The sequence below is a fragment of the Gordonia jacobaea genome, assembly GCF_965344965.1.
GTDB lineage: Bacteria > Actinomycetota > Actinomycetes > Mycobacteriales > Mycobacteriaceae > Gordonia > Gordonia jacobaea.
Window position 1 is genome coordinate 1 of record NZ_CBDRLS010000009.1, and the last position, 15,247, is coordinate 15,247.

A 15,247-nucleotide genomic window follows, 5' to 3' on the forward strand; every position below is an offset into this window, starting at 1 on the left:
AACAATTCATCACACACTATCGAGTTCTCAAAGAACGCACACCCACTGGCGCTACCCTTAAAAGGGCTTGACCAGCAAGCTTGTTCCGTTTGGAGGATGTTGACCCCGTCTCCGGAGCAACTCTTCCAGCCTACCAGATGATCTCTGCGATCCGCAACTCCGTGTTGTTTCTCGTTTGGGAGTCATCTGGTTCCCGCGATCTCGCTCCGGGCGCCGAGGCACCCGGTGTGATTTCTCGGGGGTTGGTCTGCGCTGAACCCGGTTTCCCTTCCCCGTTGCTCTCCCTCTCAGGAGGCCGTCCGGGGCGGCGCCGTGGCGCGCTGACTCGAAGAAAGTTACGCAATGCGTCGGCGAGGGTCAAATCGCCTGGTCAGCATGTGCGCCCATGGACGTTTCCGCAGGTGACGGGCGGTCAGGCCCTGCCCCGCAGCGTCGAAATCTCGCCTGAACCCCCGAAATCCACGAATGTGATCTGCGTCATTCTGCGCTGGTGGGCTGTCTCCTGGCGTCCTCGTGGACCTTGCGCGAGGCGCCTACCAGGGAGTTCATCGCTCGGCGTCCGAGACGGAAACCCATACTTTCGGTCAGTGACCTCGTCTGACAGGTCAGTTACGCGTGCGGGGGTCGGCTCCTACCGTTCGAGGTATGACCATCGCCCCAGAGATCAGGAGCGCAGCCACCAGGAGCGCGGGCACCCCGACGACCAGCACCATTACGGTGCGTCGGTCCGATCCGGCTACCGGGGAACTCACTGCTGAGGGCTTCCGACGATGCGGCTCGCTGTCGTGGCGTCGGACCACTACGCAGGACGGAACCACGACGGTCGACATCCGCCATCCGTTCACCAGCGACCTGATCTCCGACGATGTCATGGTCTCGGCCCTGGTCTGTCTCGTCGAAGACGGAGCGCTCGCGGGTCAGTGGGAGTTCGAGGAGGCCGCGGTCGGACTGATTCGCTCGTCCGCAGCTTCCGAGGACCTCGCGTGGTCGTCGTTCTATGACAACTCGCTGCGAGATCTCGTCACGGGTATCGCCTCGTTCAGTCCCGTTCATCGTCGAGCTCGCATCCTGGTGCAGGGCACCGAGGTGTTGGAGGTCGGCTGTTGCTTCGGGCTTTTCGCGCTGCAATGCGCCGAAGCTGGGCTCAGGGTCAGCGCGTGCGACATCTCGGCCGGCGCGATCAACCTTCTGCGGGCGGCAGCTGCGCGACGTCGGACTTCTGTCGACGCGATCGTCGCGAACGCGACCGATCTCCCCTGCGCCGACGACTCGGTCGACACCGTCACCCTCATTCACCTACTCGAACATTTGTCACGTGACGAAAGAGATCGTGCGCTTGCAGAAGCCCTACGGGTCGCTCGCAGGCGCGTGATCGTCGCCGTGCCCTACGAGGAGGAGCCGAGTCCACACTTCGGGCACCTGAGCTGCCTGCGTGAGCACGACCTGATCGACTGGGCGCAACACGTCGACCATGCGGGCGCGGAGATACTCGACGACCACGGCGGCTGGTTGATCCTGACACCTCGGGCCGGCTAGCGCCGACCACACAAATTCACGAGCGGCCATTCACAAGCGACCTCAACTCACGAGCGCCGCGATTCAGATGAGGCCTCGTTTGCTGGCGATGTAGACCGCGTCGGTGCGTTTGGTGACCCCGAGTTTGCGAATGATGTTGCGAATGTGGAACTTCACCGTCGACTCCGAGATGAACAGGGTCTCGCCGATCCGCTTGTTGCTCAGTCCGTCGGCCAGCAGTCGGAGTACCTCACGCTCACGCTCGGTCAGTGCCTCGGGACTCTCGCCACCGCCCGACACCGTCCGCAGCACGATTGCCGCGCTTCGCGGATCGAACGCACTGCCGCCACCCGACACCGCTTGGATAGCCCGCACGAGTTCTGTCGTGTCGACGTCCTTGACCACGTATCCGCGTGCTCCGGCTTTCACCGCGCGCACGACGAGATCATCGTCGAGGAAGGTGGTGAGCACCAGACTGGCCACATCGCTGTGCCGCTGCGCGATCTCGGTGATGAGTCGCAGCCCCTCGTACTCGGTGCCTGCCGTCAGCTTGAGATCGACGACGACCACGTCCGGGCGGCACCGAGCAACTTCTGCGAGCGCGTGATCGAACGAACCAGCTTCTCCGACAACGGATATCGTGTCCTCGCGTTCGAGCAGTGATCGTATGCCCGCCCGTAGTAGCGCGTGGTCGTCGACCAGCATGGTTCGTATCGAGCCGGCACTGACCTCTGTGGAATTCACCGCACAACCTCCTCGTGTCGAGGCCCTGACTCGCTCCTCGAGTAACTCGTCGACGCCGATCCGACGTCGGGCAATGTGGCCGCAATGCGTATCCCACCGAGTCGCGAACGACGTACCCGGACCTCGCCACCCAACTGATCCGCACGCGCGGCCATGTTGGCCAGTCCCCGGTGCCTGCCGGCGAGGTCGCCGAGCATCGCCGCACGCATCACCCGCCGAAGATGCCCTGGGTCTCCCCCGCCGTCGTCGTCGACAGCCAGGCCGACGTGGTCGTCGGCGTAGGTGAGGACCACGCGCGCAGTCTGTGCCCCAGCGTGCACCGCGGTGTTGAACAGCGCCTCGCCCGCGATCCGCAGTACCGCGTGTTGAACGTCGTCGGGGACGTCACGCGGGCGTCCGACGATGCGGACGTCGGTGTCGAGATCGGCGGGCATGTGCATCGAACACAGTTCGTCGAGCACCTCGCCGAGACTCAGCCCCTCGACCGACGGCGACTGGTTGAGCGCGTAGATGACCGACCGCAATTGTTCGACGGCGTCACGGGTCAGCTTCCCCGCGACCTCGAGGCGCGCAGCCGTCGCGGCGTCGGACTCCATCCGACACACCTCGATCTGGACGCCGGCCGACAGCACCGACTGCGTGACGGAGTCGTGGAGTTCGCGGGCGATGCGTTCGCGTTCCTCTGTGACGAGTCGCTGGCGCATCACGGCGGACAATTCTCGTTGTGTCCGTTGAAGTTCCGCGTTTCTGACGGCAAGATCGGTCGCCTGCTCGCGCGCCTTGGCGTAGGCATCCTCGGCACGCGCGAGCTGATGTCGGCTCTCCTCGAGCAGCGACGCGTTCAGGAGGGCGACCATCGCCTGTCTGGCAAGAATGCGCATCACGACGAGATCGGCGGAGTCGACGACGTGATGATCCGGGGTCCATGCCGAGAGTCCGCCGACGACGCGGCCGTCGAGGTGCACCGGCACGTGAAGGTGATGCTCGGCGACCACCGGTCGGCTCAGCTCGCCCATCTGATTGCGGAGGACGTCGTTGAGCCGGTTGAGCACCTCGTCGGGAAGGTGACTCGGTGTGCGCGCGGCCTGCACGCCCTCGAAGGCGTAGATGGTTCCGTCGCCGCTCATCATCAGATGTCGGGGCCCCGTGCGCTCGAGTTCGCCGTCGCTGAGGGCAAAGACCACCCAGTCGGCGTCGAGGTGTTCCCGCACGGCACGCACCACCGAGAGGACCAGGTTCTCGGGGCCCTCGGCGGTTTGCACGAGCGCGCGCGAGATCCTGTCGAGCGCGCCCACCACGCGCGTGAGCCGCTGCTCGACGCCCCGATACTGCGCATAGTGCGAGCCCTTGACGGAATGCAGCCCGACCAGCGAGTCCAGTTCAGGTCCGTACTGCCCAGACCCGTTCACCCCAGATCCGCTCACCCCCGGTACGTCGATCCCAGGCCCGTATCCCTCGGGCTGGGCGCCCCCGGTCACAGTGCCTCGCGATAGATGCGGGCGACGTCGTCTGCGGTCGGTTTTCGCGGGTTGGTCGTCATGCAGGCATCGAGCAGCGCGTTCGCGGTCAGCACCGCGACGTGCTCGTCGCGCACGCCGAGCGATCTGAGGTCGGCGGGCAATCCGACCCTGCGCGACAACGACGCGACCTCGTCGGCGAGTTGCTCGGCAACAGCATGGGGCGAGCCGCCCCGAACACCCACTGCGTCGGCGAGTTCGACATAGGGCGTCGGGTCGATCTCCGCGTTGAACCGGATGACATGCGGCAGGAGGACAGCGTTGATCGCACCGTGCGCGGCGTCGCACAGTCCGCCGACGGGGTGGCTCATGGCGTGGGTGGCCCCGAGGATCGCGTTCGTGAACGCCATGCCCGCCTCGAGCGCGGCGTACGCCATGTCGGTTCCGCTGTCGGGATCCGACGGGTCGTCGACAAACCTCTCGATGCTGCGCCACGCGGTGCCGATCGAGCTCAGCGCCGCACGATCGCTGAGCCGATTGTGCGCGAGCGATGCGTACGCCTCGAGGCAGTGGGTGATGGCGTCCATGCCCGACTGCGCGGCCACCTCGGCGGGAAGCGAGGCAAACGTACGCGGGTCGACCACGGAGACGTCCGGCACCAACCCGCGACCGATGATGGTCACCTTGGTCATGCGGTCGACGTCGTTGACGATGCAGAACTGCGAGACGTCCGAACCACTTCCGGCCGTGGTCGGTGCCGCGATCAACGGGGGCAGCGGCCGTCGGGCGCGATCGATCCCCTCGTACTCCAGGATGTGTCCACCGTTGGCGGCCAGAATCGCGATCCCCTTTGCCGCGTCGATCACCGAGCCACCGCCGAGGGCGACGATGCCATCGGCACCGCTCTCCTCATACCGCGCAAAGCCCGCAACGATCTCCGGAGCCCGCGGATTGACCGATATGTCGGTGAACGACGACACAGACAGTCGATCGGAGTGAAGTGCCTGTGCCAGTTGGGGATACCACGGAGTCGCCACCAGTCCGCGGTCGGAGACGATCAGCAGGCGACGCATGCCGAGACCCGCGGCCGCGCGCGGTACCTCGGCGAGCGACCCGGGCCCGATGATGATCTCCGGTGTGTGGAACTTGGCGATGTGCACGCCGCCGCCGCGCGCAGCCCGCGTATCCCGAACGGTGCTGGGCGCGCGGGTGTCGACGACGTCAGTCCCCACGCCTGTCACCTACCCATCGCAGCGTTGTCTTCCGGCCCGAATCCTACGCGCGATGCCACCACTCACGCGCCCGAAGCCGCAACCGAGACCTGCTCCAATTCGGCAAGATCGTGCACGACGTTCACACGGTCGCAGTAGGTGGCGTATGCGGGGAGATCGCACGAACCCAGGCCCCAGGAGTAGGCGGGCTCGGGTGTCAGCCAGATGGTTTCGCGCGCACGTCGACTGATCTCCTCGAACGCACCGAGGTTCGGATCCTTCCCGTTGTTGCGACCGTCGCCGAGCACGATGACCGTCGTCCGCCTGGTGATGGCGCCGCCGTACTCGTCGAGGAACGTCTGCAGCGCGTTGCCGTAGTCCGAATCGGCGTCGACGTCGAGCACGCCGCCCGCCGGCAGGCCCGACACGACCAGCGACAGCGCCTCCTCGGCAGGGTGCTCGGCGAAGAGGTCGGTGATCTCGACGAGGTCGGACACGAAGGCGAAAGATCGGACGTGCGCGACCATGCTCTGCAACCCATGGACGAGTTGCAGGGTGAACCTCGTCGTCGTACGCACCGACAGCGAGACGTCGGCGAGGATCAACAGGCTCGGTCGGTCCTCGACCTTGGCGACGGTGATCGGCCGGAACGGAACGCCGTCGAATCGAAGGTTGGCGCGCATCGTGCGCGCGGCGTCGACCGTGCCCCTCGCGGCCACCTTCCGTCGCGATCGTGGCGCGCCGTGCAGGCTGCGGATGAGTCGTCGCACGGACTCCTCGAGGCTTGCGCGCTCCTGCTCGCCGATTGCGTCACGAACACTCGCCTTGATCTCGCGGTCTTCGAGCTCGTGGTCGGTGGCCATCAGTTGCTCGAGGTGATCGCGAAGTTTCTCGGGCAGGCCGTCGAGCAGGCCCGCGAGCGCGCTGCGCAGTGCTGCGAGTTCCTCCGGGTCGGGCTGCGCTCCTTGCGCCTCGGTGTCGTCGAGCCAGTCGAGCAGCGCCATCTCCTGGGCAACCGACAGTTCGGCGTCGAGTTGTGTTGCGTTGCCGCTCACCAACTCTCCGGGCCGACCCGGATTGTGCAGCCGGGACACGGTGAGCTGGACACGCGCCGCCTGCTCCGAGTTCGGAACCGAGTCGGCCGACAGGACGATCTCGTCTGTTAAGGACGCCATGTCGAGTTTGTTGGCCTCCTGGTGGAGGTTGTACTGCTCGGCGAGGTCCTCGGGATCGAAGTACTGCCTGATGTTCGACGGCGGTCCGTGACTGTGTCCCTGCGCGGGAGTCTTGCTGACCTCGTCCGACAGCGTGTACTCCTCGAGGTCACCCTCGTCGGAGAGATCGTCGTGGGTGTGCGAATGACCGTGTCCCCCATCGTCTTCCACAACGGGGCGCAGTGCGAAGAACCTGTCGAAGACCCGCGCGAACGTGTCCTCGTCCCGACGATCCTTGATCAGACAGGCCTGCAGCGCAGAGCGGAGCAACTCGCGATCGGCGAGGATCTCCGCCGTGGCAACGGCAGCCATCGCGTCCATCGCCTCCGACACCCCGATCCGCACGCCGTGCAGGCGGAGCAGACGGATGAAGCGGTGTACGGCACCTTCCATCAGCGCACTCCCCCGCTAGACCGGCCGCTTGCGCGCACCGCGCGCGTTGAACGACCTGCTGCCCTGCGACGCGCTGACGGTGCGCGTTCCGGCGTCGCTCTTCGCCCCGGGCGACCCGTAGTACTCGTCGCCGTGGCGGCCGGGCTCGTCCTTCGCCGCGCGGCGTGCCTTTCCGGACCGGTCGGCGGACGCGTGGTCATGATCGTGGTCGTGATCATGATCGTCGTGACTGTGCGAATGCCCCGGCCCGTGGGAGTGGCCGTGCGAATGTCCGTGGGAGTGAAGGTGATCGGGCACCTGGGCGTTCGGGTCGACGAGTCGCGGTAACGCGTCGAGTGCGCGGGTCAGGTCTCTGTCGTACTTCACGACGACATTGGCCGTGGCCGACAGCAGGTCCGCACTGAGTTCGTCGGCGCCGAGCACGGCAAGGGTGCGCGCCCAGTCGATCGTCTCGGAGATGCTCGGCGCCTTGCGCAGATCGAGATCTCGTAGACCGCGGACGATCTCGACGAGTTTGGCCGCGAGGACGTCGGCGAGGCCGGTGTCCTTGGACTTGATGATGTCGAGTTCGCGTGCGGCGTCGGGGTAATCGAGCGACAGGTGCAGGCAGCGTCGTTTGAGTGCTGCGGACAGATCGCGAGTGTTGTTGGAGGTCAACACAATCATCGGCTGGTGAGTGGCCACGAAGGTACCGATCTCGGGAACCGACACCTGGTACTCGGCGAGGAGTTCGAGGAGCACCGCTTCGAGCGCCTCGTCGGCACGGTCGACCTCGTCGATCAGCAGCACGACGGGCTTTTCGGATCGCACCGCTTCCAGCAGCGGGCGGGGTGCGAGGAATCGCTCGGAGAAGAAGACGCTCTCCTCGGCACCGATCCGATCGACTGCCTCCGACAACGACGCGGCGTCGGCGACCACCTGACTGATCTTCTCGCGCAACACCTGCGTGTAGAGGAGCTGCTTGCCATAGTCCCACTCGTAGAGCGCCGTGGTCTCGTCCTGACCCTCATAACACTGCAGCCGCAACAGTTCTCGCCCCGTGACGTCCGCGAGAGTCTTGGCGAGCTGTGTCTTGCCCACTCCCGCGGGCCCCTCGAGCAGCACGGGCTTGCCGAGTCTGCTTTGCAGAAAGACCGTCGTCGCCAGGCGTTGGTCGGCGAGGTAGCCGGCGTCGGCGAATCGGGTCACCACGTCGTCGACGTCGGCGAAGTGTGAATGGTCAGCGGGGTCGGCCCCCGCGGCGGATGTGCTGTCGTCGGTTGCGGCGAAGTGCACGGACATCGGCGTCTCCTGTGCTCGGAAGGGAGGTGGTGCGGTGACGGGCTTGCGTAGGGGGTGGAGCCGGATGACGGATTCCGCTTTGGGGCAGCGGAATCCGTCATCCGGGGCCGTGCCCGCACGGTCGCGCCGTGCGGAGTTCTTCCCGACCTACGGCAGAAGCTCGTCGAGGTCGCCGTTGACGCAGTGCTCGACGACCGGCCGGACCGTCTCGAACGTGCACTCCTTGGGGTTGCCGGGCGTGCACGCATCACCGAGGACGTGGTTGGTCAGCGCGTCGATGGTCGCGGCATCGGTGGTGATGTCGGGACGACCCTCGTAGAACTTCGTCGGGCCCTGGCCGAGACGGTTCTTCGGGTACGAATCCTGCTTGACGTCGGCGAAACGCTCGACGATGCCCACGTCGCGGAGCAGTCGAATCGCAGCGCCGAGCGCGGCGTCTGCTGCCTGCACCTTGGTCATGCCGTGCGTGTCGACGCCCATGGCCTGTGCCATGTCTGCGAAACGCTCGTACATGGTGGGCATGTTGAACGCCCACACGCGCGGCAACGCGATGGCGTTGTTCAGGCCGTGGTGGGTGTCGAAGAACGCCGAGACCGCGTGGCTGATCGAGTGGATGATGCCGAGACCGCCGGAGTTGAAGGCCTGCGCCGCAATGTATTGCGCGTACATCATGCCCTCACGACCCTTGAGGTCCGTCGGGTTCCAGGTGGCCTCGCGCAGGTTCTCCGCAGTCATCTTCACCGCGTAGAGCGCGTTACCCATCGACGGCGGGAAGTTCAGCCGCGAGACGTAGGGCTCGGATGCGTGCGCGAGCACGTCGAAGCCGCACTGCGCGGTGTAGGCCACCGGGCAGTCGTAGTACAGCACCGGATCGTCGATCGCCAGCGTCGTGACGGCGGCGTCGTCGAACGCGACATACTTGTGCGGCTTGTCGGGGTCGGTCGTCGTGTCGGTGATGACGTATGCCCACGACGTCTCCGAACCTGTTCCGGCAGTGGTGGATACGGCGATGTGCGGCGGATTCTTGGGATTCTCGCTCTTGTTGAATCCCTCGAACTCGTTGACGCTGCGGCCGTCGTGCGCGACCGAGATGCGTGCACCCTTGCAGGCGTCATGCGCGGAGCCGCCGCCGATCGAGATGAACGAGTCGCACTGCTCGGAGTTGTAGAGCGAGACCGCGTCCATGACGTTGTAGTCCTTGGGGTTGGACTCGACCTTGTCGTAGAGCACAACCTCGAGTCCGTGGTACTTGCACGACTCGACGATCTTGTGGACCGTGTCGCTGCCACGCAGGCCGGTCGTCATGATGAGCGTCTTCTTGAAGCCCAGCTTGAGAGCCTCCGGCCCGATCATCTCGTGCGCACCGGGACCCATCATGGCGCGCGGGAACGGGTGGAACTCCTTGATGGGGAACGGCTTGAGTAGTTCGTCTACCTGCATTTCTGACCTGACCTTCTCGTGCTGCCGACACACGTGGCGTCGGGAGTGGGTGAGCGATCGAGACGTTACGCGCGTCACACCCGGCCTCAGAAGTGCTTTGCGACCGAACCGTCCGATACTGCCGCCAGTACTGACCCGCGGTCGGGTGAGCACCTGACCTTCCGGACAGGTACCCACCGCGGCGGTTTCAGCGTTGGCACACCCTCGCACGCCGCAGGGTCTCGGCGTCGAAACCCCACGGCAGCTCGAGCCGATGTGCGGCGAGCAGTGCGGTGTCGGCAAGGATCGCGTCGACGGAATCGTCGGCGACGACGCGCCCGTCATCGACGATCACCGCTCGGTCGCACAACTGGGCCGCATAAGGCAGGTCGTGCGTGACGACGAGCATCGTCGTGTCGAGGGTGAGCAGGGTGTCGGCGAGTTCGCGCCGTGCCACCGGGTCGAGGTTTGCCGATGGCTCGTCGAGCACGAGTATGTCTGGGCGGCAAGCCAATACAGTCGCGAGGGCACCTCGTCGGCGCTGTCCCCCGGACAGATGGTGTGGACTGGCACTCGCGTGCTGCGTCATCGACACCGCCTCGAGCGCCTCCGCGACCCGCTGCGCGAGTTCGGGGCCGTCGACACCGAAATTCGCGGGACCGAAGGCGACGTCCTCGGCGAGAGTCGGCATGAACAACTGGTCGTCGGGATCCTGGAACACCAGGCCGACGCGTCGTCGTACCTCGCGCAGCGTCGATTTCCCCACCGGTGAGTCGTAGATCGACACCGACCCCGAGGTCGGCAGAAGCACACCGTTGAGCGCGAGCATCAAGGTCGTCTTGCCCGCCCCGTTGGGACCGAGCACTGCCACCCGCTCACCCTCGGCGACCGACAGGTCGATGCCGTCGAGCGCGACATGGCCGTCGGGATAGGCGAATCGGAGTTCTCGGATGTCTATCGCGTTCATGACAGGCTCCACGCTGCGGCCGCAACGGCGACGGCAGCGGCCGCGGGAAGCAACACCAGCGTCCACTGTGCAGACGTCGCACGCGGCGACGTCGCCACGCCGGGCATGTCAGGGATCGTTCCGGTGAACCCCCGCGACATCATCGCGAGGTGCACCCGCTCACCACGTTCGTAGGAGCGCAGGAACACCGATCCGACGCTCACGGCAACAGCTTTCGCCTGATGCAGTGCGCGCGGAGAGTCACCGCGTGCGGTACGCGCGATCTGCATGCGCTTGACCTCCGCGGACAGCAGATCGACGTACCGCAGCATCATCACGAAGATCGGGGTGATGGTCCGGGGAACCCCGAGCCTGCTCAGTGCGACGGGCAACTCGCGGGCCGGGGTGGTTGCCGCGAAGGTCAACGACGCCGCGACACCCAATGTGCCCTTGACGACGATTCCCCATGCAGCGTAAAGCCCTGCCACGGAGAGGGATACGCCGACGACGTCGACGCGATGCCCACCTTCGGCGAACGGCAACAACACGGCGAGGACGACGAACGGAACCTCGATCAACATCCGCGGAACGATCCACCGAAGCGGAACGCGGGCGAGCTGCCACACGACGAGCACGATGACCGCGAAACCCAGGTAGGGCCAGAACATCTCGCGCGGCGTGGCGACCACGGCGAAGACGAACACCACGAGACAGACGAGTTTGACCTCGGTCGGCGCGCGGTGCACACGCGAGGTGACGTCGCGGTAGAGCGGATGTGCGTGCCCGGCGCCCATCGTCAGTCGTCTGCCTGAACTGCGGCGCCGCTCGTTCGACGTGCGCGGGCGATCAACCAGAACGCGCCGACCGCCACCGCGAGAGTGACGAGCACCCCGATGATCCCCGCGATGCCGTTGGTGTACTGGGCACCCTTCACCGCGTACTCGGCGAGCGGCGACGACGACATCGCGTGATCGGTGGCGTGCTGTGCGATGCAGGTGCCCTTCAGCTCCTCGACACCGTTGACCGTGACGGTCTGACAACCCTGCAGAGTGGCCGAATCGAGACCGTCTGGCGAACTGCTCGCGAAGTAGGACAGCAGTCCCGCGATCAGTAGCGCGACCACGGCGAACCCGATGAGGAAGTGTCGACGCCGCACTCGTGGCGGGCGCGACTCGGACGCGGCGATACTCATGCCGCCACCTCGATTCGCTCGGAGGCAACGCGTTCGCGCCGCAGCAGGTAAACGAGGTCGGGACGCGCTTTGGCAACGGCGACGACAGTCACCGCGGTGATCAGCCCCTCACCGATCCCGATCAGGATGTGTGTGCCCCACATATAGCCAGCGACCGTCGTCAGGGATGTCGTCGCTGCACCGCCGATTGCGTACTCGATGACGAAACCTGTTGCAGCGGAGACGGTTCCACACAACGCCGCAATGAACGAGATCGCGCCGAGCCGCGACACCCCGCGGCGTCGGGAGCGCAGGAGTCGCGACAACCCGACCGCGACGCCGTACCCGACGAACGTCGAGATCAGGGCCATGTTGGTGATGTTGGCACCGAGCGCGGTGACGCCGCCGTCGGCGAACAGCAGACACTGCACGACGAGGACGATCGCGATGCACAGCGCACCGGTGTACGGCCCGACCAGGATGGCGGCGAGTGCACCACCGAGCAGGTGTCCGCTGACGCCGGGCAATATCGGGAAGTTGATCATCTGGACGGCGAAGATGAACGCGGCAACGAGGCCGGCCATCGGTACGGCCTTCTCGTCCAGATCGGTCCGAGCGCGCCACGCACAGAATGCGAGTCCCACTGCGGCGACGACACCGAACAGGATCGACGTCTGTGCGTTGATGATTCCGTCGCTCATATGCATGGCGACGACGGTGGTGGACATTGAGCGGTGTCCCTTCAACGGGTGAGCACGTGCGTGCCGTCAGACCCCGGGATGCGCAGTCCGCACGAACACGATGCGACAGACGTTAGGTCCAGCGCCGACATCTGTCCACTTATTCAGATGTTGAAGCGGGCAGACTATCCAAAGGGTCAGGTGTGACACTGACCACACGATGCTCTGAGGTGGCCGGCCAGTCTGTTGCCTAGGAGGGCGGGTTGTGTCCTGCACCGATCCAGTGCAGAAGATCGTGCACCGTCTCGTCGTCGAGTCGATAGCTCACCGATCGTCCGACCCGCGTCGACGTGACCCATCCCTGATGACGCAGCACACGTAGCGCCTGCGAGACCGCTGTCTCGGTGCGTCCGACCTCAGCGGCGATATCGCCGACGATGATGCCCGGATGCCGGTGCAGCACCAGCAGGATCTCCAGGCGGTGCGGGTCCGACAGCAGGTCGAACCGGGTGGACCACTCGGCGATGTCGACGCCGCGAGCGTGCTCGATGTCGGCCATGCGCTTACCCTGTGCGGCGTTCGATCTCGCCACCGAGGCTCCGAAGATTCTCGACGAAGTGCGGATATCCCCGGTCGATGTGCTCGACGTCGTGCACCTCGGTCACTCCGTCGGCGACGAGCCCCGCGAGTACGAGACCCGCGCCCGCGCGAATGTCCGAGCACCACACGGGTGCGCTGGAGAGCTTCTCGATGCCACGGATGACCGCATGATGGCCGTCGGTACGTGCGTCGGCTCCGAGGCGAACCATCTCCTCGACGAAGCGGAATCGCGCCTCGAAGACGTTCTCAGTGATCACCGACATCCCCTCGGCAATCGACGCCCAGCCGATCGCCATCGGCTGCAGGTCCGTCGGGAATCCGGGGAACGGCAGCGTCGAGACGTTGACGGCGGTTGGTCTGCGGTCATGGCTGACGCGGAATCCGTTCGGATGCGTCTCCACGCGGGCTCCGGTGTCGACGAGCTTGTTCAACACCAACTGCAGATGATGAGGATTGACACCGTTGACCGTGACGTCGCCGCGGGTCATCACCGCGGCGATACCCCACGTCGCACCGACGATCCTGTCACCGACGACCCGGTGGGTGGTCGGATGCAGCCGCTCGACGCCGGTGACCGTCAACGTCGACGTCCCCGCGCCCTCGATCCGCGCGCCCATCTGTTGAAGCATCACGCACAGGTCGACGATCTCGGGCTCACGGGCAGCGTTGTCGATGACCGTCTCGCCCTCGGCGAGAACCGCGGCCATCAGGATGTTCTCGGTGGCGCCGACGGAGGGAAACTCGAGTGCGATCGGGGCGCCGACGAGCGCGTCGGCCTCGGCGACCACACAGCCGTGCTCGATCGAACTGTGAGCGCCGAGCGCCCGCAGCCCCGCCTGGTGCATGTCGAGGGGTCGGGAACCGATCGCATCGCCACCGGGGAGCGCGACCACAGCGCGTCGGCACCGCGCCATCAGCGGTCCCAGCACGCACACCGACGCGCGGAACTGCTTCACGGCGTCGAAATCGGCGTGGTACTTGGGTTCCGCGGGCGCTTCGATCGTGACCGTCTCACCGTTGATCTCGACGACAGCACCCAGACCGCGCAGGACGTCGGCCATCAGCGGAACGTCGGCGATCTCGGGCGAATTTGTCAACGTGGTCGTGCCCTCGGCGAGCAACGACGCAGCCATCAGTTTGAGGACGCTGTTCTTGGCCCCACCGACCGACACCTCGCCGTGCAGGCGTGCTCCCCCGGACACCAGAAACCGATCACTCACGTCAGATACCTTATCCGCCTCGCGGCAGTGCTCAACGCACAGCACTGGACCTGCGGTTACATTTGGGTCCATGGCCGTGCATCTGACTCGTATCTACACCCGTACCGGCGACGACGGCACCACAGGGCTCAGCGACTTCTCCCGCGTACCCAAGACAGATGCGCGCGTTGTCGCCTATGCCGACTGCGACGAGGCCAACACCTTCATCGGCACGGCCCTCGCGCTCGGTGGCGAGATCCCAGAAGCGATCACAACCGTGCTCACGACGGTCCAGAACGACCTCTTCGACGCCGGAGCGGACCTCTCGACGCCGGTCGTCGACGACCCCAAATATCCGCCGCTGCGCATCGAACAGAGCTACATCGACGCCCTGGAGTCATGGTGCGACGCCTTCGGTGCCGATCTCCCCGCGCTGAACTCCTTCGTCCTGCCCGGTGGCACACCATTCGCCGCACTTCTGCACCAAGCACGCGCGGTCACTCGTCGAGCGGAACGTTCGGCGTGGGCCGCGGTCGACGCCGACCCCGACCACACGTCTGTCCTGCCTGCCCGGTACCTGAATCGGCTGTCGGATCTGCTCTTCATTCTGTCCCGAGTAGCCAATCGGGGGCCGGGCGGAGATGGCGACGTGACCTGGGTTCCCGGAGGGGATCGTCACCGCCCCTGAGTACCGGCCTCAGGCGTGAACAGCTCCGGAGCGACGGGCTCCCGGGACGGAAGGATTTCAGGCGCTTCGACGCCGCTGTGACCGCTGCGGAGCGCCCGCCTCCAGCCACGCTTGGAAGGCCGTGACGCCGTCGGGTGTCAGGGCGAGCTCGTACTCGCTGGGCTCGTCGTCGTCGTGGTACTCGCGGACGTGCAGGATGGTCATCCCGTCGAGAATGACGCCCTCGCTGCCTGCCGCACATCGACGACCGACGATCTCGATGCTGTGGCGGGGGAAGCGACGTGACGGACCTGGCCGCAGCGAGCTGAGCCGGAAGTACCGCAGCGATTCATCGCCGTAGTGGACCGTGCCGTGGCGCCAGCCCTCGTCGACCTTCGCAGGCAGGTCGCGCAGTAGCGCGGGGGTCCCCGCGCTGCGTAGCTGTTGTAGTCGATATGCCAGCAGGCCGCAGACAACCAGCGCCACCACAAGCAGAATCAGCAGGACGACCACAACGGTCACGCGGCAAACCTCCCTCGCGCGGGTTGCATCACCGAGATGTCGGCGGGCTGTCGACGGGCTGATTCGGCGATGACGTACCCCCAGCATGCCAGTAGACCGTATGAAGCAGCCAGCCACCCGCGATACGCGGGTGGCTGGCTGACGACTATCGAGTCATCGTGACGACTCGTATTCAGTTGTGACGCAACGGTTTTCGTCCGGTTCAGGACTTCGCCGTGGGCGTCGACC

Annotated in this window: 15 protein-coding genes; 2 read left to right on the top strand and 13 right to left on the bottom strand. The window is 65.8% G+C overall.

From position 1 onward, the window contains the following. Nucleotides 1-645 precede the first annotated feature (645 nt). Nucleotides 646-1,536 carry a mycofactocin oligosaccharide methyltransferase MftM gene (gene mftM / locus ACRVY7_RS22270; RefSeq protein WP_431818682.1) on the top strand — a complete coding sequence of 297 codons (891 nt, stop codon included), beginning with the start codon at nucleotides 646-648 and terminating at the stop codon, nucleotides 1,534-1,536. Nucleotides 1,537-1,599: 63 nt separating this feature from the next. On the opposite strand, the gene ACRVY7_RS22275 is transcribed toward mftM, so the two are convergent. The 12 genes from ACRVY7_RS22275 to murA all read right to left on the bottom strand — a co-directional run bounded on the left by ACRVY7_RS22275 (nucleotide 1,600) and on the right by murA (nucleotide 13,851). Further along, nucleotides 1,600-2,220, bottom strand: coding sequence for a MadR family response regulator transcription factor (locus ACRVY7_RS22275; protein WP_200903301.1), 621 nt, complete (start codon nucleotides 2,218-2,220; stop codon nucleotides 1,600-1,602). A gap of 35 nt (nucleotides 2,221-2,255) precedes the next feature. Further along, nucleotides 2,256-3,668 carry a MadS family sensor histidine kinase gene (locus ACRVY7_RS22280; protein WP_235434482.1) on the bottom strand — a complete coding sequence of 471 codons (1,413 nt, stop codon included), beginning with the start codon at nucleotides 3,666-3,668 and terminating at the stop codon, nucleotides 2,256-2,258. Between the two features lie 65 nt (nucleotides 3,669-3,733). Then, entirely contained in the window at nucleotides 3,734-4,948 is a 1,215-nt protein-coding gene (locus ACRVY7_RS22285; protein ID WP_431818683.1) for an iron-containing alcohol dehydrogenase, read from the bottom strand. Nucleotides 4,949-5,010: 62 nt separating this feature from the next. Beyond that, nucleotides 5,011-6,534 (bottom strand): VWA domain-containing protein, encoded by a 1,524-nt coding sequence (locus ACRVY7_RS22290; protein WP_431818684.1) that lies wholly within the window; start codon nucleotides 6,532-6,534, stop codon nucleotides 5,011-5,013. A 15-nt stretch (nucleotides 6,535-6,549) separates the two neighbouring features. Further along, nucleotides 6,550-7,815, bottom strand: coding sequence for an AAA family ATPase (locus ACRVY7_RS22295; RefSeq protein ID WP_049700964.1), 1,266 nt, complete (start codon nucleotides 7,813-7,815; stop codon nucleotides 6,550-6,552). A gap of 147 nt (nucleotides 7,816-7,962) precedes the next feature. Further along, nucleotides 7,963-9,255, bottom strand: a complete 1,293-nt coding sequence (gene mdo / locus ACRVY7_RS22300; RefSeq protein WP_049700965.1) for an NDMA-dependent methanol dehydrogenase — start codon at nucleotides 9,253-9,255, stop codon at nucleotides 7,963-7,965. Between the two features lie 187 nt (nucleotides 9,256-9,442). After that, nucleotides 9,443-10,201, bottom strand: coding sequence for an energy-coupling factor ABC transporter ATP-binding protein (locus ACRVY7_RS22305; RefSeq protein ID WP_431818685.1), 759 nt, complete (start codon nucleotides 10,199-10,201; stop codon nucleotides 9,443-9,445). Next, complete coding sequence (gene cbiQ / locus ACRVY7_RS22310; protein ID WP_431818686.1) at nucleotides 10,198-10,974, bottom strand: cobalt ECF transporter T component CbiQ; 777 nt, start codon at nucleotides 10,972-10,974, stop codon at nucleotides 10,198-10,200. The genes ACRVY7_RS22305 and cbiQ overlap by 4 nt, the downstream gene beginning before the upstream one ends. A gap of 2 nt (nucleotides 10,975-10,976) precedes the next feature. Further along, nucleotides 10,977-11,372, bottom strand: a complete 396-nt coding sequence (locus ACRVY7_RS22315) for a PDGLE domain-containing protein (RefSeq protein WP_049700968.1) — start codon at nucleotides 11,370-11,372, stop codon at nucleotides 10,977-10,979. Continuing rightward, entirely contained in the window at nucleotides 11,369-12,079 is a 711-nt protein-coding gene (locus tag ACRVY7_RS22320; protein WP_049700969.1) for an energy-coupling factor ABC transporter permease, read from the bottom strand. Before ACRVY7_RS22320 ends, ACRVY7_RS22315 begins: the two co-directional genes overlap by 4 nt. Nucleotides 12,080-12,281: 202 nt before the next feature. Beyond that, the gene (locus tag ACRVY7_RS22325) at nucleotides 12,282-12,590 is read right to left on the bottom strand and encodes an ArsR/SmtB family transcription factor (protein WP_049700970.1); all 309 of its coding nucleotides are present in this window, start codon (nucleotides 12,588-12,590) and stop codon (nucleotides 12,282-12,284) included. A 4-nt stretch (nucleotides 12,591-12,594) separates the two neighbouring features. Continuing rightward, nucleotides 12,595-13,851 (bottom strand): UDP-N-acetylglucosamine 1-carboxyvinyltransferase, encoded by a 1,257-nt coding sequence (murA, locus tag ACRVY7_RS22330; RefSeq protein ID WP_049700971.1) that lies wholly within the window; start codon nucleotides 13,849-13,851, stop codon nucleotides 12,595-12,597. A 70-nt stretch (nucleotides 13,852-13,921) separates the two neighbouring features. Here murA and ACRVY7_RS22335 point away from each other — a divergent pair, with 70 nt between their 5' ends. After that, nucleotides 13,922-14,518 (top strand): cob(I)yrinic acid a,c-diamide adenosyltransferase, encoded by a 597-nt coding sequence (locus ACRVY7_RS22335; protein ID WP_431818687.1) that lies wholly within the window; start codon nucleotides 13,922-13,924, stop codon nucleotides 14,516-14,518. 57 nt (nucleotides 14,519-14,575) lie between these two features. Here ACRVY7_RS22335 and ACRVY7_RS22340 read toward each other — a convergent pair whose 3' ends face one another. Beyond that, nucleotides 14,576-15,019 carry a DUF2550 domain-containing protein gene (locus ACRVY7_RS22340; RefSeq protein ID WP_431818688.1) on the bottom strand — a complete coding sequence of 148 codons (444 nt, stop codon included), beginning with the start codon at nucleotides 15,017-15,019 and terminating at the stop codon, nucleotides 14,576-14,578. Nucleotides 15,020-15,247: the final 228 nt, after the last annotated feature.

Coding starts and splice junctions, on each gene's coding strand:
- ACRVY7_RS22315 (WP_049700968.1), bottom strand. CDS start 11,372: ATGAGTATCGCCGCGTCCGAGTCGCGCCCGCCACGAGTGCGGCGTCGA.
- cbiQ (WP_431818686.1), bottom strand. CDS start 10,974: ATGGGCGCCGGGCACGCACATCCGCTCTACCGCGACGTCACCTCGCGT.
- ACRVY7_RS22295 (WP_049700964.1), bottom strand. CDS start 7,815: ATGTCCGTGCACTTCGCCGCAACCGACGACAGCACATCCGCCGCGGGG.
- ACRVY7_RS22320 (WP_049700969.1), bottom strand. CDS start 12,079: ATGTCCACCACCGTCGTCGCCATGCATATGAGCGACGGAATCATCAAC.
- mftM (WP_431818682.1), top strand. CDS start 646: ATGACCATCGCCCCAGAGATCAGGAGCGCAGCCACCAGGAGCGCGGGC.
- mdo (WP_049700965.1), bottom strand. CDS start 9,255: ATGCAGGTAGACGAACTACTCAAGCCGTTCCCCATCAAGGAGTTCCAC.
- ACRVY7_RS22325 (WP_049700970.1), bottom strand. CDS start 12,590: ATGGCCGACATCGAGCACGCTCGCGGCGTCGACATCGCCGAGTGGTCC.
- ACRVY7_RS22275 (WP_200903301.1), bottom strand. CDS start 2,220: ATGCTGGTCGACGACCACGCGCTACTACGGGCGGGCATACGATCACTG.
- ACRVY7_RS22305 (WP_431818685.1), bottom strand. CDS start 10,201: ATGAACGCGATAGACATCCGAGAACTCCGATTCGCCTATCCCGACGGC.
- ACRVY7_RS22290 (WP_431818684.1), bottom strand. CDS start 6,534: ATGGAAGGTGCCGTACACCGCTTCATCCGTCTGCTCCGCCTGCACGGC.
- ACRVY7_RS22335 (WP_431818687.1), top strand. CDS start 13,922: ATGGCCGTGCATCTGACTCGTATCTACACCCGTACCGGCGACGACGGC.